Source organism: Oceanobacillus jeddahensis (genome assembly GCF_000750635.1).
GTDB lineage: Bacteria > Bacillota > Bacilli > Bacillales > Amphibacillaceae > Oceanobacillus > Oceanobacillus jeddahense.
This window is the reverse complement of sequence record NZ_CCDM010000006.1, coordinates 196,797-221,611: the sequence shown is the minus strand read 5'-3', so window position 1 is coordinate 221,611 and position 24,815 is coordinate 196,797. Positions and strand designations below refer to the sequence as shown.

General features: G+C 36.7%; 23 protein-coding genes. 9 read left to right on the top strand and 14 right to left on the bottom strand.

What is annotated here, in order from left to right:
* Positions 1 to 7: 7 nt before the first annotated feature.
* Both BN986_RS21885 and BN986_RS25910 read left to right on the top strand, forming a co-directional pair.
* On the top strand, positions 8 to 319 hold the full coding sequence (locus BN986_RS21885; protein ID WP_052401095.1) for a DUF3021 family protein: 312 nt from the start codon (positions 8 to 10) through the stop codon (positions 317 to 319).
* Positions 320 to 573: 254 nt separating this feature from the next.
* Positions 574 to 984: a hypothetical protein gene (locus BN986_RS25910; RefSeq protein WP_052401054.1), complete on the top strand. Its 411-nt coding sequence runs from the start codon at positions 574 to 576 to the stop codon at positions 982 to 984.
* A 294-nt stretch (positions 985 to 1,278) separates the two neighbouring features.
* Here BN986_RS25910 and BN986_RS21875 read toward each other — a convergent pair whose 3' ends face one another.
* Complete coding sequence (locus BN986_RS21875; protein WP_040984181.1) at positions 1,279 to 1,713, bottom strand: small multi-drug export protein; 435 nt, start codon at positions 1,711 to 1,713, stop codon at positions 1,279 to 1,281.
* Between the two features lie 101 nt (positions 1,714 to 1,814).
* On the opposite strand from BN986_RS21875, the gene BN986_RS21870 reads away from it, so the two are divergent.
* Positions 1,815 to 2,684 carry a MerR family transcriptional regulator gene (locus BN986_RS21870; RefSeq protein ID WP_040984179.1) on the top strand — a complete coding sequence of 290 codons (870 nt, stop codon included), beginning with the start codon at positions 1,815 to 1,817 and terminating at the stop codon, positions 2,682 to 2,684.
* A 301-nt stretch (positions 2,685 to 2,985) separates the two neighbouring features.
* Here BN986_RS21870 and BN986_RS21865 read toward each other — a convergent pair whose 3' ends face one another.
* Positions 2,986 to 3,339: an ArsR/SmtB family transcription factor gene (locus BN986_RS21865; protein ID WP_040984177.1), complete on the bottom strand. Its 354-nt coding sequence runs from the start codon at positions 3,337 to 3,339 to the stop codon at positions 2,986 to 2,988.
* A 231-nt stretch (positions 3,340 to 3,570) separates the two neighbouring features.
* On the opposite strand from BN986_RS21865, the gene BN986_RS21860 reads away from it, so the two are divergent.
* From BN986_RS21860 to BN986_RS21850, 3 genes are all read left to right on the top strand, one after another.
* The gene (locus BN986_RS21860) at positions 3,571 to 4,569 is read left to right on the top strand and encodes an NADP-dependent oxidoreductase (protein WP_040984529.1); all 999 of its coding nucleotides are present in this window, start codon (positions 3,571 to 3,573) and stop codon (positions 4,567 to 4,569) included.
* 436 nt (positions 4,570 to 5,005) lie between these two features.
* The gene (locus tag BN986_RS21855) at positions 5,006 to 5,545 is read left to right on the top strand and encodes a PadR family transcriptional regulator (protein WP_040984174.1); all 540 of its coding nucleotides are present in this window, start codon (positions 5,006 to 5,008) and stop codon (positions 5,543 to 5,545) included.
* Positions 5,546 to 5,567: 22 nt separating this feature from the next.
* On the top strand, positions 5,568 to 6,053 hold the full coding sequence (locus tag BN986_RS21850) for a DUF4188 domain-containing protein (protein ID WP_040984172.1): 486 nt from the start codon (positions 5,568 to 5,570) through the stop codon (positions 6,051 to 6,053).
* A gap of 96 nt (positions 6,054 to 6,149) precedes the next feature.
* On the opposite strand, the gene tatA is transcribed toward BN986_RS21850, so the two are convergent.
* The 3 genes from tatA to BN986_RS21835 are packed head-to-tail and all read right to left on the bottom strand — an operon-like array spanning position 6,150 to position 8,915.
* Positions 6,150 to 6,338 (bottom strand): twin-arginine translocase TatA/TatE family subunit, encoded by a 189-nt coding sequence (gene tatA / locus BN986_RS21845; protein ID WP_040984170.1) that lies wholly within the window; start codon positions 6,336 to 6,338, stop codon positions 6,150 to 6,152.
* A gap of 36 nt (positions 6,339 to 6,374) precedes the next feature.
* Positions 6,375 to 8,114, bottom strand: coding sequence for a GMC family oxidoreductase (locus BN986_RS21840; RefSeq protein ID WP_040984169.1), 1,740 nt, complete (start codon positions 8,112 to 8,114; stop codon positions 6,375 to 6,377).
* A gap of 21 nt (positions 8,115 to 8,135) precedes the next feature.
* Positions 8,136 to 8,915, bottom strand: a complete 780-nt coding sequence (locus BN986_RS21835) for a gluconate 2-dehydrogenase subunit 3 family protein (protein WP_040984167.1) — start codon at positions 8,913 to 8,915, stop codon at positions 8,136 to 8,138.
* 493 nt (positions 8,916 to 9,408) lie between these two features.
* Here BN986_RS21835 and BN986_RS21830 point away from each other — a divergent pair, with 493 nt between their 5' ends.
* Complete coding sequence (locus BN986_RS21830) at positions 9,409 to 9,735, top strand: four-helix bundle copper-binding protein (RefSeq protein ID WP_040984165.1); 327 nt, start codon at positions 9,409 to 9,411, stop codon at positions 9,733 to 9,735.
* 104 nt (positions 9,736 to 9,839) lie between these two features.
* Here the strand turns inward: BN986_RS21830 and ppc are convergent, their stop codons facing one another.
* On the bottom strand, positions 9,840 to 12,590 hold the full coding sequence (gene ppc, locus BN986_RS21825; protein ID WP_040984163.1) for a phosphoenolpyruvate carboxylase: 2,751 nt from the start codon (positions 12,588 to 12,590) through the stop codon (positions 9,840 to 9,842).
* Between the two features lie 884 nt (positions 12,591 to 13,474).
* Here ppc and BN986_RS21820 point away from each other — a divergent pair.
* Positions 13,475 to 14,599, top strand: coding sequence for an IS110 family RNA-guided transposase (locus tag BN986_RS21820; protein WP_040983304.1), 1,125 nt, complete (start codon positions 13,475 to 13,477; stop codon positions 14,597 to 14,599).
* 767 nt (positions 14,600 to 15,366) lie between these two features.
* Here BN986_RS21820 and BN986_RS21815 read toward each other — a convergent pair.
* From BN986_RS21815 to BN986_RS21780, 8 genes are all read right to left on the bottom strand, one after another.
* The gene (locus BN986_RS21815; RefSeq protein ID WP_040984161.1) at positions 15,367 to 15,576 is read right to left on the bottom strand and encodes a hypothetical protein; all 210 of its coding nucleotides are present in this window, start codon (positions 15,574 to 15,576) and stop codon (positions 15,367 to 15,369) included.
* A gap of 273 nt (positions 15,577 to 15,849) precedes the next feature.
* Positions 15,850 to 16,614, bottom strand: coding sequence for an IclR family transcriptional regulator (locus BN986_RS21810; protein WP_040984159.1), 765 nt, complete (start codon positions 16,612 to 16,614; stop codon positions 15,850 to 15,852).
* A gap of 154 nt (positions 16,615 to 16,768) precedes the next feature.
* Positions 16,769 to 18,037, bottom strand: a complete 1,269-nt coding sequence (locus BN986_RS21805; protein ID WP_040984158.1) for a M20 family metallopeptidase — start codon at positions 18,035 to 18,037, stop codon at positions 16,769 to 16,771.
* Positions 18,034 to 18,990, bottom strand: a complete 957-nt coding sequence (locus BN986_RS21800; protein ID WP_040984155.1) for a DUF1177 domain-containing protein — start codon at positions 18,988 to 18,990, stop codon at positions 18,034 to 18,036. The genes BN986_RS21805 and BN986_RS21800 overlap by 4 nt, the downstream gene beginning before the upstream one ends.
* A 15-nt stretch (positions 18,991 to 19,005) precedes the next feature.
* A complete protein-coding gene (locus BN986_RS21795; RefSeq protein WP_040984153.1) occupies positions 19,006 to 19,974 on the bottom strand; it encodes an ABC transporter ATP-binding protein in 969 nt (322 codons plus the stop codon).
* Positions 19,952 to 20,983: an ABC transporter ATP-binding protein gene (locus BN986_RS21790; protein ID WP_040984151.1), complete on the bottom strand. Its 1,032-nt coding sequence runs from the start codon at positions 20,981 to 20,983 to the stop codon at positions 19,952 to 19,954. Before BN986_RS21790 ends, BN986_RS21795 begins: the two co-directional genes overlap by 23 nt.
* Before the next feature lie 16 nt (positions 20,984 to 20,999).
* Positions 21,000 to 21,893: an ABC transporter permease gene (locus tag BN986_RS21785; RefSeq protein ID WP_052401052.1), complete on the bottom strand. Its 894-nt coding sequence runs from the start codon at positions 21,891 to 21,893 to the stop codon at positions 21,000 to 21,002.
* Positions 21,894 to 22,859 carry an ABC transporter permease gene (locus BN986_RS21780; protein WP_040984149.1) on the bottom strand — a complete coding sequence of 322 codons (966 nt, stop codon included), beginning with the start codon at positions 22,857 to 22,859 and terminating at the stop codon, positions 21,894 to 21,896. It lies immediately after the preceding gene.
* A gap of 359 nt (positions 22,860 to 23,218) precedes the next feature.
* Here BN986_RS21780 and BN986_RS21775 point away from each other — a divergent pair, with 359 nt between their 5' ends.
* Positions 23,219 to 24,811, top strand: a complete 1,593-nt coding sequence (locus tag BN986_RS21775) for an ABC transporter substrate-binding protein (RefSeq protein ID WP_040984147.1) — start codon at positions 23,219 to 23,221, stop codon at positions 24,809 to 24,811.
* The last annotated feature ends 4 nt before the right edge of the window (positions 24,812 to 24,815 follow it).

The following is a 24,815-nucleotide window of genomic DNA, read 5'->3' as shown; positions in this document are numbered from 1 at the left end:
GTTTATTATGGGAGGCATTGCTGCGATTCTGTATGTACAAGGGAAAAATTCCGATGCTAAAAGCACTTTGATCGCTGGGTTCATTGTATTCTTTGTAGCTGCTGCAAGTGTGATTTACAATATAAAGCCTTGGAGTTTTACAAAACAATCGATTGTACATTTCGGCGTCATGCTAGTAACAGTCTACCCTATTCTTCTATTCAGTGGCTGGTTTGCAGTTGGATCTATTGGAGATGCGATAAAAATCTTTCTTATTTTTGCGCTTGCTGGTATTTTACTGTGGTCTCTGTTTCTTGCTTTAGCTAAGATTTTTTCTTAATATATTTCCAATCAGCGAATTTTATATATTTTTTAAAATTGATGAGATCATGTGCATGCAATTCTCTATTTTTCACAGTGTATTGAAAGAAATATCCATACATTTTATCCTTCAAAATCCATTTTTCGACATGTGACGAGTATTTGCTGTCTGTGTTAAAATAATAGCAATAAAACAAGCTTGACAGATAGCATTTTTCAAAAGAACATCGTATATCCAATTTAAATGAACAAATAAAAATGGAGAGTGATGAAATGAAATTTGAAGAAGAAGTATTGAAATTGCTCGGCGAATTAAACACTAGACAAATCAGATTCGAAAAAGAAGTTCATACACAGTTTGTAAAGGTTGATGAGCGCTTCGAACAGATGGATGAGCGTTTTGAACAAGTTGATAAACGCTTCGAACAGATGGATAAGCGTTTTGAACAAGTTGATAAACGCTTCGAACAGATGGATAAGCGTTTTGACAAATTTGAAATAGATTTAACAGCAGTAAAAGAAAAAACAGATTTGACGCATCAAGAGGTTATCTCATTGCGTGAGGATATGACAACTGCGAAGGATAATGATCGTAAAATGAAAGAAGAGCAGGAATACCAATTAAATAAATGGGTAGATCTTGAACGGCGTGTTGATAAATTAGAAAGAAAAGTACTGTTTTAAAATTTCATATATACTTTAAAGGCATTCCGGAATGGAGGCCTTTTTTTATGTTAAATTCCAAAAATAAGTTGGCAGAAAAACAAGCAGACATAAATACAACTCTAATGCAAAATGGACTTCCAGAAAAAAACCGGAAAGTCAGGAAGTACACAATGTTAGATCGTGTTATAAGCACTCGTATCAAAAGTGCATAATTTGTTTTGGCTTATATGCAGGATTGTGTCAATAAGATAAAACTCCCGCCTGAATTAATTTATTCAGGCGGGAGATCAGGTGAGCTAACTCCTGAATCACTCAACTTACAAACGCTACACCATAATGTGTTAAAACCGCAATAACAATCCCATATATCAGAATACTTGCACCGGCGGATACGAATAGCCTTATCTTACTCATTCCGATTCCATTGGCAATAACGGCAACAGCCCAGGAACCAATCATTGGTGTGAGCAATACAACAACTAATGGTCCTTGCTTTTCAATACGATACTTATACTTACTGTTTGCTAATTTATCCAGCCACTTCTTTATACGTTTCGATTTTGCAAGAAGCTGATAGAAAAAGGCAATCAAAGGAACAGGAAAGAAATTACCGAAACTGGACCAGATAATTGAAGAAACAGCGTCCAATCCCATCACCATTGTAGCCGGAATCGCAATATATATTTCAAACATTGGAAAGAAACCAATAAACCATGCAGTAGCTGCTAAACCTAAATAATTCAACATAACATTTTCCCTCTCTTTTTCTTACATTACATCTTTTATTTTCTATAGTACAATATAAAGTATATGGTTACCGTATACTCAAGCAAAAAGTTGGTGATAAAATGAACTCTTCCAAAAAACTGATGACAACCGGTGAATTTGCAGATTTATGTGATGTGAAAAAGCAGACACTTTTTCATTATGATGAGATCGGTCTGTTAGAACCAGAATACAAAAATGAAAATGGATACCGCTATTACACGATTCAACAAGCTGAGGTTTATAGCATCATTGATATGTTAAAAGAAATTGGAATGTCGCTAGCAGAAATCAAAGATTTTTTACAATCCAAAAACACGAAGAAAATTACTGATTTATTAGCAGAAAAAGAAAAACTGGTGGATAAAAAAATCCGAAAAATGCAACGCATCCAGCACCTCATTAAAAATCAGAAAATACAAATTGAAGAAGCATCACAGTTAGATCTTGATCGATTTACTATTGAGGATATGGAAGCGAAACAAATTGTATTAAGTGAAAATATTTTAAATCAATCTCATAAAGAGATCACAAAAATGATTATATCGTTTATGAATTATGTGAAGCAAGGTGAAATCAATGTAGATAATTGGGGTGCTCTTATTCGCCAAGAACAAATAAAGGAGGGAGATTACTTAAATTATTCCAATTTCTATTTGCGTGAGAACCAGCTTCATTTAACAGAAACATTTGAGAAAAAAGCCGGAAAATATGTTATAGGTTACCATAAAGGAAGTTATATGCATACGTATCAAACATATGAACAAATAAAAAGTTATCTGAACGAAACAGGATATCGTATTTGCGGTGACAGTTTTGAAGAGTATCTCTATTTAATGGATGGGAGCAGCTTAAATGTGGGAGCAAATTATGTAATAAAAATAATGATGGAAGTAGAAAAAATAAATAAGCATCAGCATTCTAACAGCTTTCCTTTTTCTGTATGCATCTAACGAGAGTTATATTAATAAACGAATCAAACCAATAACTATCTAATCATCTGTTTGAATATCATCGAGCTTCAAAGAATTAGCCAGTACTTGCATATTTGGGAAACCATCCTCTTCATACTCATAAAAACATAGACTCACCGGTACGCTTTAAGACTGCGAGGGTCAATAGAACAGACCCTCTTTTAAATTCACATAGTCCTCCTTATATCCAGCTTTTACTGCTGCTCAGCATTTCCCATAAGCTTGTTGTCTTCATATCTTCCCCATATTCAGGCTAATTGGTCAGCACAAAAAATTATTTTTACACTTCCTCTTCCCCTTCTGCCATGGTCGACATAACATTATCCAGCAAATCCCTCAGCTTTTTCATTTCTGGCACTGCATTGCTGAGATAGTAATAATTTTTTGTCCCCTCCCGGCGGATAGCAACGAGACCAATTTGTTTCAGTATCTTTAAATGATGCGAAACAGCTGGTCGTGACAGATTTGTTGCTTCCGTTAAATCAATCACTCGCAGCCCATTACACCCATTGCAAGCATGGTCATTCAATAAAGCAATCATGATAATTTGCCGTTTTTCATCCCCTAAAGCTATAAGAAAATCCTTTACTTCTTCAAATTCAATTTTTAAATTTTCTATTTCATTGGTTTTCATATAAATCCTCGTTTCATTTGAATAGTTCAATCGTTCAAATTATTAAACCATTTAATTTTAAACACGTCAATAGCACGGACTCATTACACATAATTAGAATCTGATATGCTGTTACATTTAAATGGATTCGTTGACTTTTGTTTAAAATTCATCTATTATACATTATTAGTTCAAAGGTTTAAATATTTAAACCAAACAATTTAAAAGGAGATTTTTCATATGGAAAAAAAAATGAAAGCAGTGCTTATTCATAAATATGGGCAAAAAAATATAGAAATGAAAAATGTCTCTATCCCTGACATATCTAATGATGATGTATTAGTAGAAATTCACGCTGCCAGTATTAATCCGGTAGATTTTAAAATTAGAGATGGAAAATTAAGACCGCTCATTAACTATAAAATGCCATTGATTCTTGGAAATGATTTTTCCGGAACGGTTATCAAAGCTGGGAAAAATATAACCAAATTCAAAGCTGGTGATCCAGTCTACGGAAGACCAAGAAAATCAAGAATCGGAACCTTTGCGGAATATATTGCTGTTCATGAAGATGATATTGCATTAAAACCAGCAAATTTAACATTTGAAGAAGCAGCGGCTGTACCTTTAGTCGGCTTAACCACTTTTCAAGCCTTTCATGATATATTAAATCTTCAGCCAGAGGATAAAATCTTGATCCAAGCAGGCTCTGGAGGCATCGGTACCTTTGCAATCCAGCTTGCAAAAGAAATAGGAGCTTATGTCGCAACAACAGCCAGCAATGCCGGGAAGGATTTAGTAGAAAGATTAGGTGCGGATAAAGTCATAAATTATCGAGAAGAAAATTTTGAAGAGAAATTAGCGGATTATGATTATGTATATGACACTTTAGGCGGCGATGCTTTAGTCCAGTCCTTTAAAATTTTGAAACCCGGTGGAAAAATTGTATCGATTTCTGATGTTCCTAACGCCCGCTTCGGAAAAGAAAATAATTATCCTTTTTGGAAAACGATCGCTTTCAGATTGATTTCAAGGAAATTAACAAAATTGGAAAAGCAATATCAAGTGCAATATAACTTTTTATTTATGAAGCCTAGCGGCGAACAATTAAATAAGATTAGAGAACTTATCGAGGCAGAGAAAATCAAACCATTAATCGATCAAATCATTCCTTTTGAAGATACACAAAAAGCAATGGAATATTCAGAATCAGGCAGAGCAAAAGGCAAAATTGTTATTAAAATCAAGTAACCTGTTTTGTTATAAAACGAAACTTCATTCAGTGGGAGTTTTTCGACGCACAGGATGTGCTAGTACAGACGTTGCGACAGGACGTCGCGAACTTAGTCTGCTTCCTTCATTCTCCCACTGAATTAGCCTAAGTGATTCAGGGAGTTAGCTCACCTGATCTCCCGCCTAAATAAATTTATTTTCGCTCTTTATTTTGTGGCGGGAGTTTTTACGGGAGGTTCTCCGTGATAAACATTTAATAAAATAATATTTATTCATTAACCAGCAATGGAAAATCCTGTTTAGGTACTTTTTCTATTGCTGGTTTGCTTTTCTCTCTATTAGCTGGAATATATGAAATTCATAAATTAATTTCCTCTCTCTTCTTTACTTTCTAAATACATTCATATATCATATATCTAAACGATATATATCAAAAAGATATAAGGTGAGATAGATGAAAAAATACAACGATACGACTTATGCCATTCTTGGCATTTTAACTACAAATTGCCGCTCAGGCTATGAGATTAAACAATTTATTGATAATAGCCTTAACCACTTTTGGAAAATCAGCTACGGCCAAATCTACCCGACATTAAAGAAACTGGAGCAGGAAGAGTTAGCTACAATACAGGCAGCTTCCCGGGAAGGAAAACCAGACCGCAAAGAATACTTTCTGACAGAGAAAGGAAAAGAAGTTTTAAAAGATTGGTTAGAACAACCGTTAAAGCAATTACCAATTGAACGAAATGAAGTTTTGCTGAAGCTGTTTTTTGGCAGGCATCAAACAGAGGAACAAAGTCTCTTCCTTTTAGAGGATTATAAGCAAAAGTTAGAGGACCTGTATCAAACGTATGAAGGAATTGAAGAAGGCATTACCTGTTATAACAATAATCATAATGATGCAAAATATTGGCTTTTCACCTTGGATTATGGAAAACGTGTAACCGGGGCCGCTATTGCGTGGTGCGATGAAACAATAAAAGAACTCTAACTTTTAAAGGGGGAAATCATTCATGGGTAAAAAAATTTATACTGGCAGATACACTACAGAAAATGATCAGGACGTTGTTGTTTTTATTATTGGAATGCGAATCAATAAAAGATTTGCAGTTCAAAAATGGGGACCTGTTTTTATGGCGATGCCTCATATGATTAAAGAATTGTATGAAAATCAGGAGGAATTAGGATTTCTTTCCATGGAAAGCTATTTTGGTTTGCGTACCACTATTATGGTTCAATATTGGCGTTCCACAGAAGATTTACTCGCTTATGCAAAAGGAAAAAAACATCTAACGGCATGGCAGAATTTCAATAAAAAAGTAGGAGAAAACGATGCTGTTGGTTTCTACCATGAAACCTACCAAATAAAAGCCGGTAGTTATGAATCTGTCTATCGGAATATGCCATTATTCGGGATGGGAAATGCTAAAAAGCACATTCCGATTGCAGCACAACATAATTCTGCCCGCAAACGGCTGCAAGGTGTGAAAGTAAACTAAGCTGATTTTAATTTTCAAGATTTTCTTCTAAAAAATGTAGTGTTTGTCAAAAATGAAACTCCAAAGCTTAAATGTCTTTGGAGTTTCGGTTTGCGATTAACTTTTATCTTTTGGGTCTGCTTCTCCCGTTTTATCGTCCATAATATCATTCGCTGTGCTCTTAAATTCTCTTAATGTTTCCCCAGCTGCTTTACCAATCTCCGGTAGTTTTTTCGGTCCAAAAATGATCAATGCCAGAATAACAATAAGAATTAATCCAGGAATTCCTATATTTGCTAATCCCATTAAAAATCTCCTCCAGCTCTTAATGGATTTTTTATATTAAACCTTTTTCTTTTGATTTTTCGCTTCTACCAGCTGTCCCCCATTTTTCAGAAAATCAATCATTCCTTCTGTTGCACGATAGGTTAAAGCAGCAGCTGTCGTGGTTGGATTTGTACAGCTAAAATGCGGAAAAGTACTGGCACCGCAAACAAATAAATTATCCATATCCCACATTTGTGAATAATTATTTACAGCCGAGATTTCCGAATCATCCCCCATAATTGCTCCGCCGCTATTATGCTGAAAAGCAAGTACTCCATCAAAATGTTCTGGCATCGGATAGGATAAAATATGCGTTGCTCCCATCTCTTCTAAAATCTCAATATGTTTTTCCTGAATAAATGTATGAATGGCTCGATCATTATCTGAATAATCCCAAGTGATTCGTATTAATGGATCTCCGTTCGCGTCCGTATAGGTCGGATCTAAATCAAGGTAATAGCCTTGATAAGGAAGGGTCGCCTTTTGGCTAAATATCATAAGAAAACGGTTTGCATAAAATAGCGATTTCTCTTTAAATTCTTTTCCCCATTGCGGCGTGCCCTCTGGCACCAGATTATTTTCTACCGGTGCATTTCCTGTAATACGCACTTCAATTTGACCGCCATGCAGAAAGTCTAAATCTTGATGATCCATTAAATCCCCTGTATAGTCCGTTATTGCCATACCATACGCGCCAGTAGATACATAATTATTAAACTTTTCATGGTCAAACAAGGCGTGTGTTGATGTTACCCCATGATGATCTGTGAAATTTTTTCCGATTACACCTGTTCCATTTTTTGGATTATATGGTGTACCAATTTCAGATAACAATAACAGTCTGACATTATTAAATACATAGCTTGTTAATACTACTAAATCTGCAGGTTGTTCGAACTCTTGTCCCGTTCTGGTATCTTCGTATAAAACACCCGTGGCTTTTCCGTTTTCGTGCAATATTCGAACTACTCTCGCATGTGTCCTTAAGTCAAACTTTCCCGTTTTTTGAGCTGTTGGGATGACCGTCATAACTGGATCCGCTTTCGCCCCGTACTCACAATAATTACTTCCACAAAATCCGCAATATTGGCAAGCATTCAATGTTTCTCCATCCGGATTTGTATATTGTTCTGAAAGTGTACCTGTAGGAATCATAAACGGTTTATATCCCATTTTTGTGGTAGCCTCTTCAAAAATACGCATCTGACGATTCTTTTTTAATGGTGGCGTCGGATAATCATCCGAACGTTCCGGATAATTTGGATCGGCCTCTCCTGAAATACCTGCCATTTTTTCAAACTTATCATAATATGGCTCCAATTCGTCGTACGTAATCCCCCAGTCTTGTAAAGTCATCTTTTCCGGAATTTTATCGTCCCCATATTTTTCAATTGTTTTGGACAAAATCTCAAAATCATATGGGTAATATCGATGTGTTTGTGCCCCCCAGTGACTTCCTCCACCACCAATCCCTTCACCAATTACTGCGGTCGATTTATCTCTAATTGGGCGCGCATCTTCATCAAGCGTATTTCTCACTGTATAGGATTCATTCGTCAACTTTTCATACCCTTCTCCTCTTACCGGGTACCGTACTTCATCATGAGTATGAAGATAGTCTTTAATATCTTTTTCTTTTCCTTTATCCAAACCTACAACTTGATAACCGGCTTTTGTAAGCTCTGCCGCAACAATTCCTCCCATCCATCCTACACCTACTGTTACTACATCTACTTTATCTAATTTTTTCGCCATAATATCCCCCTTTTTCTGTTCCTACATATGGTCGCTTAAACTCATCGGTTCTTTTTTGACAAACTCTTCTGCTTCTACGACATCCGTGTAGGACATATATGCTCCAGGAAACTCCTTCATTCTCCAGCCTTCCATATCTTTATTGCCGCCATATAATGGGTCTGCATAACAACCTTCCAGCGTCAGTTGTCTTAATAAAGCAAAAAAGCTGGCTGAAGAAACCAGATTCATTTCTACTTCTCCCGCCTCAAAACTTTGTAAAATTTCAATCTGGGCACTTTCCTCTAAACTATCAAAAATATCATCGTGGGCATCTTGGCTCACTTCATTTAATTTACGTAAACCAGAAAGCATGATATCTCCGCGGTTTAAAGGAGATTCACCAGCACGAAATGGCCGTTTCCTATAATCATCTGTATTTTTCCCCCATGGAGAGGCTAATTGTTTATCAATATAATAAGGTACACCTAAACCAATTGCACCTGGACCATTCTCATCCTCTGGAAAAATAATTTCTGTTGCTGCAGCCAGCGTCATTAAGTCTTCACTTCTCGTAAAAAATTGCATGGCTTCTGTAAAAGTATTATTGCTGCCTGAACCATGGTGACTATGCTCATCTTTGGAAGTTGGCTCATATTTTTCCGTTTTAAAAGGTTTACTTATAAAACTCCCTAGAAGAACACCACCAACAATTCCACCAGTTGTCATTCCAGCGGTCTTAATAAAATGACGTTTGGATAGATCTATTTCTTCTTGATTTTCACTTACATTCTTCTGTTGGTTCTCCTTATTCTCTGTCATGTGACTCCCCCCTTATTTTACAATCACAAATGCTCTATATATTTTTTGAATTCCTCCTTTCAAGATGATGTTAGAAAAATAGCTACTATCCAAACAATAAATTCCCAAAATTCTGTAAATTAAGGTCATTATCTACTATTGAAAATAAAACAATGTTTAACTATTCCGTTAGCTTCTCTCATACATTGCTATTACGTAAAATTGTAATGGTATAATTATTTATATGAACAATTTGTCTTATATATAACTGGTGTTTTAATAAACATCTTCTAATTCTATTTCCAACTGGCATAAAACCAAACTTTATTCATTGGGAGTTTTACAGGCGGTTCTCTATGATAAACTATTGGAGTTTTTTAGCCATTATCTAAAACCATTATGTATTTCAGGTTAATTATATTTTTGAAAACAAAAGTAGGAAAAGATTAATATTTACCTTCATGGGGAATGTTATAACGGAAAAGATAAAATTATACATTACGGAGGTTTTGAAATGTCACATAAACAACATCAGCAACTTATTGACGCATTGCAAGATTGCATCGTAGCATGTAATCATTGCTACGATGCATGTCTGAAAGAGGAACATGTACAAATGATGACGGAATGTATCCGTTTAGATCGGGAATGTGCAGAAATTTGTTCTTACTTGGCACAAGCTCTATGCAGAGATACTCCTTTTGCAGCAGAATTAGCTTCCGTTTGTGCTGCCATTTGTGAAGCATGCGGAAATGAATGTAAAAAGCATGAACATGAACATTGTCAGAAATGTGCTGACGCTTGCTTTAAGTGCGCAGAAGCATGTAAAAAGATTGCTTAAACATACAAGAAAAAAGGCCCTATAAAGTAGTTTTCACGCATCTACTCTCTAGGGCCCTTTTAAAATAACTCATTTTATTGTTCAGAGGTTACTTCCTTCTTTAATCAGCCTGTATTCACTAGCCCAGCTGCTACTCCATTGATGGTCAGTAATACCTCGGTTACCAAATCTTCAGGAGGATTTTCTGTTTCTCTTAATTGATGGATTAAATCCACTTGTAGAAAATTGAGTGGGTCCACATATGGATTGCGGAGATGAACAGACTCTTGAATATTCGGAGAATGACTAAGCAGCTCTTCATTACCAGAGATTTGTAGCAGTGTCTCTTGAGTCCGCTTATATTCATCCATAATATCTCCATATATTCGGTTTGCCACATCAGGGTCTTCCACTAATTCCAAATATTCCTCGGCTGTTTTCATATCAGCTTTCATTAGTGCCATTTGCAAATTGTTGATTGTTGATTGGAAGAATGGCCATTCTTTATACATCGTTTGTAAGATTTCTAAATGTCGATCATCCTCCTCAATGAAAGATTGCAGACCTGTTCCCGCAGCATACCAGGCAGGTAACATATACCTCGATTGTGTCCATGCAAATACCCAAGGAATCGCTCGTAAGTCTTCAAATTGCTGACTGTTCTTTCTACTCATAGGACGTGACCCAATATTTAAAGCACCTAATTCCGTTAATGGCGTTGCCTGGTTAAAAAACGATAGAAAGTCCGGATCGCCAAACACCAATGACTGATATTTTTTTAAGGATTTTTGGGAAATAGATTCCATTGCCGTTTCCCATTCTTTTTTACGTAATTCCATTTGTTCCGATGTGTTAGCAGCCATGGCACAACCAGTGACTAAAGCTGAAGCCGCCTGCTCTAAATTTCGATAGGCAATATCTTCAAGCAGGTATCTCGAGGAAAGCACTTCCCCCTGTTCTGTAATTTTCACACCATCTCCCAACGTCTCTGTTGGCTGAGAGCGAATGCTGGTATTTAACGAACCGCCACCGCGGCCCAGTGATCCGCCACGACCATGGAAAAACTTCAAACGTATATCGTACTCCCTCGCCATATTATGGATTTCTTCCTGAGCTTTAAACAGCTTCCAGTTGGCACTTAATGTTCCGCCATCCTTACTTCCATCCGAATAACCCAGCATAATTTCCTGCTGTTCTCCGCGTGCTTTCAATTGCTTATGGTATACTCCCATTTCAAATAATGTTTTCATAATTTTTGGTCCTGCTATTAAATCATCGATTGTTTCCAGTAATGGTGCAACATCGAGGTCACTTTCTACGGTTCCATCTGGATACAGACGATAAATTCCTGTTTCTTTAGCAAGTACTAAGACCTCTAAAAGATCACTTGATGATTGTGTCATACTAATTAAATAGACTTCGATCGCCCGTTTGCCAAACTCCTCATGAGCTTTTTTGATTGTTCGAAAGACTTTTAAAATATTTTGTGTCTCTTTCGAATAACCACCATCGAAAAGCAACAGAGGTCTAGGATCATTTAAAACGTCACACAATACTTTCAGCCTATCTTCCTCCGAAAGCGCAGCATAATCGTCTGCAACATGTGCAGCTGATAAAATCTCATGAATAGCCGTTTCATGTTCTCCACTATGATTTCTTATATCCAGTGTAGCTAAGTGAAAACCAAACAACTCAACCTGTCGGATCACCTTTCGAATAGCTTTTAACTTTTTCGTTTTAGGCAAATGCGCTTCTGCACTTTCCCTAATTTCTTTAAGGTCATTAACTAGTTCTTCTGCATCGTCGTAACCTTGAGAAGCTTTTCCTGTTTCACGCAAACGTTTTAAAATGACTGCAAATTTGCGTCGATATACTTCCGATTTAATGGGCCATTTTTCTTTGTTATTTAAATACCTGTTCTCCTCTTCTTCCATTCTATCAATAAATTGTTGATTAATAGATATACGTTCACTCGATTGACTGAATCGTTTCATTAATTCAACAATGGAAGCATCGTATTTCTTCAAAATCAAATCCCGTTGCATTTCCAATGTCTTCCAAGTAATCTCTGGTGTTACGTTTGGGTTACCATCCCGATCTCCTCCAATCCAAGAACCGAAACGGATGAAGTTTGGCACCTGCCAGTTCTCTCCAGGTATTTGTTCCTGTAATTGTGTTTCCAACTCTTGAAAGATATCAGGCAATGTTTCAAATAACGTCTGATCAAAATAATAGAGTCCATTTTTTACTTCATCCAATACTCCAGGCTTTCTTTGACGTAGTTCATTGGTGTGCCATAAAGCAGTTACCTCATTAAACAAACTTTCCTCTATATCTGTTCTTTCTCTTTGTGTGGTCATTGGGTTGTCCAAATTACGCAGATGTGCCGATATTCGTTTCTGTATTTCTAACACTGTCCGCTTCGTTGCCTCTGTTGGGTGTGCTGTCATAATCAATTCAATGGACAAATTATTAAGAACTCCTTGAATCGTATCATTTGTAAGGTTGCCTTCTTTCACTTTAGTGACCGCTTTTTCAATAGAAAAGGATTGACTAGCTTTCTCATCTAATAAATACTGACGTTTACGTCTAATACGGTGGTTTTGTTCTGCAATATTAATTAAATGAAAGTAGATAGAAAAAGCACGGATTACTTGCTGACGTAAAGGTGGCTTTAAGTTGCTTATTTCCCTTTTTAAGGTATCGTATGTATCTTTATCGAACGCACTTCGGATACTTTTCGTTTTTTCTCGAATTGACTCAACTTGATCAAATAGCTCTTTCCCTCCATGTGATATCAATACTTCTCCTAATATATTTCCAAGCATATTAACATCATTTCGTAATGAGGCATTTTTATCAATTGTTTTTGTCATGATGTTTCCTCCTTGTTCAAGTTAGCGTAAAATAATCATAACATCTTTCGCAAAAAATAATAAATTCTAAATACATAACGGGAATTATTTACCACCTTTTCATTAACCCTGGAAGAAAAATTGACAAATAATTTCCCGTGATAAAAAACCCTATTATTTTGTCATTTTTCATACATCCATCTCATATTTAAGGTTGGTTGATACTATATTAATCTTGAGGGATGCGTATTTTGAATTTAAGTTAATAAAACTTTTCCCTTTTGTGAAAATATAAAACATGAACGAAACAAAATGATTAAAAACTATGAGAAAGATGAATATAAAGAAATTGCTATTATTTCTGTATCTATTCTATTTCATCCAACGACTCATATATCTCAAGAAGTGGATTTTCTCATTTTGAAAACTTTAAATATTAATGGAAACTAAGTACAAAACCTACTGAAAGTATTCTAACATTTATCACGGAGAACCGCCCGTAAAACTCCCGCCTCAAAATAAAGAGCGAAAATAAATTTATTTAGGCGGGAGATAACGGGCGCTACCTCCCTGAATCACTAAGGCTAATTCAGTGGGAGAAGGGCGAAAACCAATGTTGTCAGGTTAATAAATTTTTTAAATATTATATTGGTTACAGATAGATGGCAAAAAAACTATCTAGCGGAGGAAAAACGCGTAGACTCCTGTGGGAAAGCGCAAATGTCTTCGGTGGGGCGAGTAATCGCAGTCCCAGTGGGAAGACCCCGCAGAAAAAAACGAACTTCTTTTTTCGAGGAGTTATTATGAACAAAACTGGCCCCGTATCGTAGCGACGTAGATTATTTTAGTATAATTGAGTTAGAGAAATACTAAAACAGAGCTATAATACGAAAGGAGCCATTACCATGGATTATAACACAAAATATGTAGGTTTAGACGTATCCAAGGAAAAAATTGCTGTAGCTGTGGCAGATAGCGGAAGAGAGAAACCTCGTTATTTAGGAATGTTTCCAAATACGATGGAGAGTTTAAGAAAGATTATAAAAAAATTAGGAGATCCATCCAATCTACAAGCTTGTTATGAAGCTGGTGCTACTGGATATACACTCTACCGATGGTTACTTCTATTAGGAGTTCAATGTGATGTTATCGCACCTACTCATATTCCGACTAATGCTCGAGATAAGATAAAAACGGATAAGCGTGATGCGATTCGTTTAGCACAGCTTCACCGAGCTGGAGAACTGACTTCTATTTATATTCCAACGGACGAAGATGAATCCTATAGGGACTTAGTGCGGGCAAGAGATGACGCTAAAAAAGAAGAAAAACGAGTCAAAGCACGTATATCTGCCCTATTACTAAGATACGATCTTCATCCGAAAGAAAAAGTAGGGACAAAATGGAAGTCAAAATATATGGAATGGCTGGAAGGAGTGAAATTCTCCCAATCGTTAACACAAACCGTTTTCCAGGAAGAATTACATGCATTGCATGTATGCAGAGAACGCGTTAAACGATATGAAGAGCTAATGAAAGAAATCGAGGAAAACAGTATGCGCAACTCTCTGATTAAAGCATTAAAATGTTTGCGTGGTGTAGATACAATAACGGCAGTCAGTGTGGCTTCCGAAATCATGTGCTTTTCCCGATTTCATAATCCGCAACAATTGATGTCCTATTTAGGACTGGTACCAAGTGAATCTTCTAGTGGACCAAAACAGTCCAAAGGAGAGATTACGAGAACAGGAAATACCTTGGTTCGCAGGTTGTTAATAGAGGCTGCTTGGAGTTATCGCTATCAGCCAGCATTAAAAGGTTCTTTGAAACAAAGAAATGAAGGGCAGCCCAAGGAGATTCAAGCAATTGCATGGAAAGCACAAAAAAGGCTACATCAAAAATACCATAGACTGATGCACAAAGGAAAACCGCATCCAAAAGTTACTGCCGCCGTTGCGAGAGAATTGGTAGGATTTATATGGGATATAGCGAGGCATATAGAAATGGAGGAAATGGAGCTGGTTTCGTAAAGAATAATGATAATTATAAATGTGGAAGTAAAGAGGGAGATATTTGCAGGTGATTTGACACGGAGCCTCTGCGGGCACGATTCATGAGCCAAGAAGCCAATATCTAATGATGTTGGCTCACACATATATGTTATCATGCCCGCCACTCCGTATAAAATCACCTGGACTACCCAATTAAATGATGGAAGGTACCATTTCGTTTTACAAAAAAAGATGCCGAGATGTAGATAATCATTCAAGGAAACCACATGGTAGAATGTAGAGCGCGGAAGCAAAAAAGATGAATCCGATGAGGGTGATTCACGACTCAGCAATGTGGCAGCTTCTACGGAAGTGAATCCACGAGAGGAGTGAGCGGACAGCCCCTCGTACCGGAATAATTTAATGTGATAATCCACGTATGTCAGAATGCTAATCGATGAGAAAACATTTTTTGCTTTCGTGCTGTGCACTTTACTGAACACCTTTGTGTGCAAAAGAAATAGCAATTATTTTCTTGATAAGCAAGGTGTCAATAAAGTGTATGGAAGAAAATGGATAGTCATTTTCTTTATTAAAGATGGAAAAAAACCAGTTTTCTACCCAATTTTGAGCGGGGACTTGACAGTTTTGTTCATATCAGGCTGAGCTCAAGCCCACGGAAAGCGTAGTGTTTTTCCGTAGCGGTCGATTAACCTGACAACATTGGGGCGAAAACTCCCACTGAATGAAGTTTCGTTTTATATAATAAAGAAAAGCACCTACTCAAAAGTAGATGCTGTATCCTTTCATTTGCCTTTTTTCTGAGAAGGCTGATCCTGTGTACTTCCATTTTGAATATCGGTATCACCGGATCTTGAAGTTCCATGCTCTTCTGTACTTTTAGCTAAAAACTCCTTGACTTCATTATAGGACATACCGGAGTTTTTGTTTGCCTCTTTAACAGCTTCAATATTTGTTCCTGCAACTGTAAATTCATCATCTTTATTTTCCTGCATCCAAATCCCTCCTGCTTGATTTCTTTTTATTCTGTCCATTAAGAAGATTTTTAGCCAAGAATCGAATAATCGACATTCATATTATATGGAAGACGTTCTTTACAGTGTTCACTCTATCTTCATATACTGTAAAAGTTTTCTACAAAGCAAATATGACGGACACGATACTTACATACTTGTGTCCGTCATTCATCTGACCTATGAATAACTAAAATAAATAATTGAACAATAGCAATTTATTTTTTTATAAATCATCGTATATATAACTATTTTTCATGATACGCCAAAATGAAATCCATACTTTTCAAAAACATTTTGTAATTCTTTTTTTGCCTTGCGAAGCTCCTGTACAAAATGATTAATATCTTCGTCATTGATTCTGTATTTTGGTCCCGAAACTGTTAAGGAACCAACTATTTTTTGACTGCTGAATACAGGTATCGCGACCGCTACTACGTCCTCTGTATATTCTCCTTCACTAACAGCAAATCCATTCTGTTGGATACGGTATAATTCTTTTTTCAATGTTTCTTGATCTGTCATAGTTTTATCCGTATACTTTTTAAGATCTCTTTGCAAGTACTGTTCGATAAACTCTTCAGGCATATTTGCTAAAATTGCACGATAAGAAGCTCCTGCATATAAAGGCGTGCGACTGCCAATAGACACTGAAAATCTTACCGTTGTTCTTGCTTCTATCGCATCGAGAGTCAACCCTTCATCTCCATCTAAAATCGTCAAAAAAACAGATTCCTTTGTGACTTCACTAAGATTTTCTAATATAGGATGAATAAGACTATCAATATGTAAGTTTTCCGTTAAATTGTTTCCCATCTCCCACACAGCTATACCGAGCGAATACTTTTTGGTTTCTGGATCCTTATAAAGAAATTTGTGTTTCTCAAATGTTTCTAATATCCGGTATATTTTTGTGTGATTTTCATTTAATTTGGTGGCTAACTCCCTTCCTCCCCAAGTTGGTTTTTCCTTTGTAAACATCCTGAGAACCTCTAGAGATACCGTAAGCGTCTTTAACATGAATAATAAAACCTCCTTTCCGAAATAAATGGTGCATATATCTTAAAAACAATACATGCACCATCTTAAAACAAATCTTCATTCATCGGGAGTCGCTCTCTCACTGCAGAGCTACTCGTATGAAGCAGCAACCAGTTAACCTGCGATCAGTTATTTACTCATGTAAGTAATCGATAACCGCCGCTGCATACACTTTACAACAGCGGATAATATCTTCTACTTTTACTTTTTCATTGTATCCGTGAATACTAGGAAGATAAGCAGGTCCATATTGCAAAACAGGAATTTGGTGACTTCTAAATACTCTTGCATCACTACTTGCCCATTGCATGACGCCATATGCTTCATGGTCAGTTACATACGAAATATTATCTATTATTGCTCTACATACTGGATCTTCTGCAGAAGTATGGTTGGCATTACTTTTAAAACCAAAACGAGTGATTTCGTACTCCATTCCTAAAGCATCTAATTTTTCCTTTAAAAATGCAGTTACTTCCTCTTGCTCTATTCCGAATGGAAGCCTACAATCTACCTCTACTTCACAGCTTTCCGGTATAATATTTGCTTTTGTTCCACCTTGTATCTTTCCAATATTTACTGTAACACGATTCAATACTTCTTGAAAGGGTTCTCTATCTTTTTCAACCTCTCTCATATACCTTTTGGATTTATCGATTAATGACTGCACTTCTTCAGGAATCTTAATATCTACATCCCATAATTTCCGAACTTCATGAATAGCATCTACCATATTAGTAATCGCATTGTTACCAGCTAAAGGAGAGAGACTGCCATGGCCTGGCTCGCCGAATACTTTTAACTTAAACCAATAAGATCCTTTCTGACCAATCGTGGGATTATATCTGGATGAAGGCTCTGCAATTAAACTACCATCTCCATGGATAATTTTGTTTTCTAAAAGCCAAGGCACACCATATTCTCCACCAGTTTCTTCATCAGGAACTACCGCTAACGTCAATTGTCCAGGTAGATCAATATTCATTTTTTTGAGAAGTGCAAAGGTATAAATAAGGCCGCCTAACCCTGCTTTCATATCACTAGCTCCACGTCCTAGCAGCCAACCATCCTCCACTGCACCTGAATTTGGGTCAAAGTCCCATTTATCCAGATCACCGGCAGGAACAACGTCTGAATGGCCACAATAAATTAAATGCTTACCCTCTTTTTTTTCCCCAATGGTTGATACTAAATTAAACATTTTATCAGCAGATTCATACCACGCTGTTTCTGCTCCAGCATCTTTTAGATATTCATCAATAAATGTAGTAATTTCTGTAGAATCACCTGGAGGGTTTTCACTTGGAATTTTAATTAATTGACTACATAACTCAATAAGCTCATCCTGACGGTCATCTATTTCTTTAATTAGCCGATCTTTTAACGCTTGTTTGTCAGTCATTTGCTAGTTACCTCCTTTTCTTCTCCCAATGTCTGAAGCTGTGTCATTTTTCCATATAATGTTTCTAAATGTTGAAACTCTTTTTCATCATAGAAATTACATTTCGATTGTCCGTAGAATTTAGCTACTTCAATACAGTAGCGTACAACCTCTTCAATTTCCACTACACGACTTGCTCCTGTACCACATCCAGCCACTGCTGTTTCCGTAGTAATTGCTACACCTACAACAGGCTTATCCGTAGATACAGCTGGTTGCAGAATACTATTAATATGATACACATTATTTCCATAAGGCGTAATATCTTGTGTAGTAACAGGCATTGTAACAGGTAGTTTACCAACTGATTGCGTATAAATATGTAGTAAGTCATCACTTACCTTTAAAATATACCCTTCTTTGATGGTTGGCGTAATCGCAAATCCTCGATGATTAATAATTTGATTCCCTTTCGTTGTATCTATAGAAAGGATTCCATCCATTTCTTCGGTAACCTCATACTGATTCATTGTCTGAATTCCTACCGGGGATCCCATAAACGGAACAGGATCATGAGGTTGTGTAGGAGCGTCTGGACAAATATGGGTCGTCAAAATAACATCTCCATCCAGCTGATCTCCCTTATTACTCATATCCAGTAATTTTGCAGCTATGGACATACTTGCTAATGCCCCATCTCCATCGGAAACAAAACCAATCATTTCTGGTCGAGCACCTATTCCACCTAGACGTCCAATGATACCAAGTGTTGGAGCTTCCCCGCCTGAGAAAGCTCCTGATTTTCCAGGTATCTTGACGCTGATAAAATCCGTTTTTCCTTTTTCTCCCTCAATTGTATGCACTTCAATGTCGCCATTCGAACTAATTTTTTCAAGGTATTGCTTTACTTTTTCTCCTGTTACTTGGATATCATCCATTAACTCATATATTTCCATCACGTATTTTAAAGACATATTTGTTCCTCCTATTTAATTTACTAAGTGGCATGATGCTTGATGTTTATTTTCTTGTGTTATTATATTGGGTTCCTTCTGTTTACAAATCTCCATTGCAACGGGACATCTTTCATGAAAACTGCATCCTGATGGTGGATTTAATGGGCTAGGTACAGATCCCTTTAAAATAATTTGTTCTTTCGTTTCAAATGGACTCTCTTTGGGAATAGCTGAGAACAAAGCTTTTGTATATGGATGCTGTGGTTGGGAATAGATCTCCTCAAATGTTCCCACTTCCACGATCTTACCTAAATACATTACGGCAATTCGGTCACACATATACCTTACAACGTTGAGATCATGAGAAATAAAGATATATGTTAATTGAAATTCTTTTTGTAAAGCTTTCAACAAGTTAATCACTTGTGCCTGTACGGATACGTCCAAAGCCGAAACCGGTTCATCACAAATAACCAGTTCTGGATTTAGAGTTAATGCCCTTGCGATGTTAATACGCTGGCGCTGTCCTCCAGAAAATTCATGGGGGTAACGATCTGCATAGCGTTTATTAAGACCTACTGTTTCTAGCAGCTCTGCTACCCGCTTTTGTCTACTTTTTGCATCTCCAATTCCATGGATAACCATTGGTTCTGCAATTAATTCCCCAATCTTCACACGTGGGTCTAATGACGCATAAGGATCCTGAAATACCATTTGAATTTTTTTACGTGTTTCTCTTAAAACAGCAGCATTCATATTTATAAGGTTTTCATTGTTAAAATTTACAACGCCATCCGTTGGTTTGATTAATTGATTAATTAACCTTGCCACCGTTGATTTCCCGCAGCCTGACTCTCCTACTACACCTAATGTCTCTCCTTGGTACACATTAAAGTTAACTCCATCAACTGCTTTCACACTTTGCTTCGACTTCTTAAACGGTACTTTATTGGATACTGGAAAATGTTTTTTTAAGTCTTTAACTTCTAATAGTGTTTCCATCTATATATACATCCTCCTGTCTCTCAAGCTTGTGGTTGGCTGTTTGAAAATGACATGCTACAGCATGACCATTTGTAGGTTCTAATAATTCAGGAGTTTTTTCTCGGCAAACCGCTTGCGCATATGGACAACGATCTGCAAATGGACAGCCTTTAACCTCATAGCTAAGATCTGGTGGACTGCCAGGGACTGCTGAAAGAGGTGCATAACTATCTGTAGATTCTGTGATTTGAGAATCTAGCAATCCCCAAGTATAGGGATGTAACGGATCTTGGTATACTTCTTCGACCGTACCAGACTCTACTACTCTTCCAGCATACATCACAATCATTTTATCGCAGGTTTCCCAAACAACTCCTAGATCATGTGTAATCATAATTACAGACATATGAAGTTTTTGCTGTAAGTCTTTCATTAATTTTAAAATTTGTGCTTGTACCGTTACATCTAATGCGGTTGTTGGTTCATCGGCAATCAATAATGTAGGATCACAAGATAACGCAATAGCAATCATAACCCTTTGCCGCATTCCTCCAGAAAATTCATGTGGATACATATTAATTCGTTTTTCCGGAGCTGGAATACCAACTAATTCCAACATTTCAATCGCTTTTTTCTTTGCTTCTCTTTTTGAGATTTTTTGATGTGTTTTAATCGATTCAATAATTTGATTACCCACTGTAAAAACTGGATTTAAACTTGTAGAAGGATCTTGAAATATCATTGATATATCATTTCCTCGTATATCTCTCATTTGACTATTAGAATACTTCAGTAAATCTTTTCCTTTAAAATAAATCTCTCCACCTGTTATTTTTCCAGGAGGATTAGGAATCAGTCGTAAAATAGAAGTAGCTGTCACACTTTTTCCTGATCCAGATTCGCCAACAATTCCTATGCTTTCATTTTCATTTAAGTCAAAACTAACTCCATTGACAGCTGTTGTGACAATCGAACCTGATTTAAACTGCACTTCTAGATCTTTTATGCTTAACAGTTGCTCTGACATCAAGACATCCTCCTTCTTACAATCTCATTTTAGGATCAAGTGCATCTCTTAACCCATCCCCAAATAAATTAATACCTAATACCGTAATCAAAATGGCTAAACCAGAGAAAGTTGCCAGCTCTGGACTAAGTACAAGAAAGTCTTTTCCTTCTTGCAACATACTTCCCCATGAAGCAGTAGGCGGCTGTACACCCAATCCTAAAAAGCTAAGAGAAGCTTCAGAAATAATAGCTCCTGCCACACCCATCGTTGCGTACACAATTAGTGGAGCAACACTATTGGGTACAATATGTCGAAATAATATTCGACCATGTCTGGCCCCTAGAGATCTGGTAACTTCGATATATTCCGCTTCTTTTACATTTAAGACTTGGCCTCTAACCACCCTTGCAAATCCAGGAATGTTCGAAACACCAATAGCAATAATCACATTAAATAAACCTTGTCCTAAAACAGTCATCAACACAATTGCTAGCAAAATAAAAGGAAATGCCATCATTCCGTCCATTATTCGCATGATAATTGTGTCTGTTCTTCCACCAAAATAACCAGAAATGAGACCTAATGATGAACCGAATACAGCTCCGAATAAAACAGCGGAAATACCAACGACTAATGATATTCTTGATCCATAGATAATCCTGCTGTAAATATCTCTGCCATAGCTATCCGTTCCCAAAATATGTCCTGCTTCTCCTGGCCCTATTAACGATTTCGTTACATCCATTTGATAAGGATCATGCGTCGCAAATACAGGAGCCAAAATAGCTGTCACGATTAATAGTAAAATGACTAAAAATCCTAAAGCAGCAAATCGATTCCGAAACAGCTTTCTTACAAAAGACTGCTCCTTTTTCGATTTTTGATATTGAAGATCCCTTTCTTTTTCTATCTCCTCCATCGTTTGCATTTACTTCTCACCCCCGCTTTGCGACCCAATATTTACTTTAGGGTTAACGACTTTATAGAGAATGTCTACAATCAAATTGATCACAACGTAAATGACTGCGACAAATATTACTGCACTCTGAACAACTATAAAGTCTCTCTTTTCAATCGCATCAACAATTAACATCCCCATGCCTGGCCAACTAAAAATCGTTTCTGTCAATACAGCTCCACCCAAAAGATTGGAAAATTGCAAGCCCATCACCGTCAACAAAGGGGTTAAAGCATTTTTGAATGCGTGTTTCATTACAACGATAAACTCTCTAATACCTTTGGAACGAGCTGTTTTAATATAATCTTGTGAGATGGTTTCCAGCATGCTTGAACGGATAATCCGAGCAAATTCAGCAGCTGGAATCGTTGCCAAAGCAATACTTGGCAAAATTAAGTGACTAATAAAGCTCCATAAACCATTATTCAGTGAACCCATTCCAGTCGCTGGCAACCAACCTAAGTTAACGCTAAAATAAAGAACCAGCATAACACCCAGCCAAAAAATAGGCATTGATACCCCAACCAGTGAAAATGTAGTTACTAAATAATCAATCACCGTATTCTGTTTTTTTGCAGCGATGATTCCTGCTGGAACTCCAATAAGAACAGCTAAAATTAAAGCAGATATTGCCAGAATAATTGTATTTGGGAACCTTTCAATGATTAAATCAACAATCGGTTGGCCATAAGATAAGGAATTTCCAAAATCAAATGTAATTAAGCCGACTAAATAATCAAAAAATTGTACAATCATCGGATCATTCAACCCTAGACGTTCGGAATACTCTGCTATATCCTGCGCACTTGCTTGTGGACCAAGCATGACTGCCGCTGGGTTTCCTGGTAGCATACGTGTAATGAAAAAGACAATGACAGCAACAACAAATAATGTTGGTATGAGTTGAAGTATTCTTTTATAAAGAAATCTTCCCAAATAAAACCCTCCTTTTGATTCAATATATGAAATAACGTTTTACTATGTGAATTAAAATGATGTTACCATCCATTAAATTAGTTGTAAATACTATTTTGTATATTTTTTTTATTTTTAAAATTTTTCTATTCATTCTCTTTATTAAAAAACCTGGTTATTAACAAAGCTTTTAGTGACTATCTTAGTTATCCTTTTATTCGTAAGGAATGCTTAAATACATTAAAAATGAACTGTTCTAAACAAATTTTTTTCAAAAAAGTATAGACAATTCAAATTATTCTGTGGTACTTTATTATTTATATTCATTATTTGAATTAATGTTGCGTTATGTGAAACAAATATGAAGGGGGAAATATTTCATGAAGAAATGTTCTATGAAAACAGTTTTATCGAGCATGATGCTTATAGCATTTTTATTATTAGCAGCATGTTCTTCTGGTAATGATACAGGCGGAGATTCAGGAGAAACTGCTTCATCCAGCGGGGGCGTTTTAAATATCGGTTTGTCCTCTAATGCTGCAACATTAGATCCCACACTCTACACAGGCGCTTATGAATCACAAATTATGCGTTCCATTGCAGATACACTTATTGTTTATGACCAGGAATTAGAAGATTTTGTACCATCGCTGGCTACAAATTGGGAAGTAGCAGACGATATGATGTCCTATACGTTTACTTTAAGAGATGATGTCTATTTTCAACCTGGCGAATATCAGGACGGAAGACAAATGACCGCTGAGGACGTAAAATTTAGTTTAGAACGTTCTGCAGAAGATTCTGCTCAAAATCGTTTAGAAGGTGTCGAAAGCGTTGAAGTTACAGATGAATTTGAAGTAGTTGTTCACTTAGAAGAGCCAAATGGTGCCCTTCTTGCTATGCTTACAGATATGGGGAATATTATTATTCCTGAAGAAGAAGTGGAAGGTTGGGGAGACCAATTTGGTGCAAACTTAGTAGGAACAGGGCCTTTTAGTCTTGAAGAATGGCAAACAGACCAGCACGTCGAACTTGTTAAAAATGAGGATTATTGGGGTGAGGAACCAAATTTAGATGGTGTTGTCTATCAATTTATATCTGATCAATCTATGATGACAAACGCTCTACGCACAGGGGATATTGATATTGCTACAGATATAACTGGACAAAACAGAGAGGTCATTGAACAAGATGAAAACTTGGAATTATTATCCACTCCAGGTCTTTCCATCACCTATCTTGATATGAACTTCCAGCAGGGTCCTACTGCAGACCCTCAAGTAAGAGAAGCAATTACAAAAGCAACAAATATTGAAGAAATTGTTCAAGGCGTTCATCAGTGGGGTGGAGGAACACCTGCTAACGGACCTTTACCAGAGAGCTCTTGGGGATATGATGCTTCTTTTGAAGATATTCAAGCGGAATATGATCCAGAAGAAGCAAAAGAAATATTAGATGAAACAGATTATGCAGGTGGATTTACAATTGATCTGTATGTACTCGAAACTCGCTCAAATTATGCTACGATTTTCCAAAACCAAATGAAAGAAAATTTAAATATTGATGTTAACATTCAAGTATCAGAATGGGGAACATTAACAGATACAATTTCTCAAAATAATGCGCCATTAAGTATTGGCGGTTGGTCTTGGTATCCAGATCCGTACTTTTTCTTAAATCCTCGTTTCCACTCAAGTCAACATGGTTCAAATGGGAATGGGAAAGCGTATGAAAGTGAAGCAGTCGATGAATTATTAGATCGTGCTGTTCAAGAAACAGCTGATCAGGATGAACGTGCTGCTATCTACCAAGAAGCAGTGACAGAAATCATGGAAGATTATGCAACGATTGAATTTGATAACCTTGAAATCACAACAGGAATCAGTTCAAAAGTAAAGGGTTTCAACTTATCTCCAGATAATTCTATTCAAGTTGTTAGTCCAAATGGAATAAACATTTCTATCGAGGAATAATGAA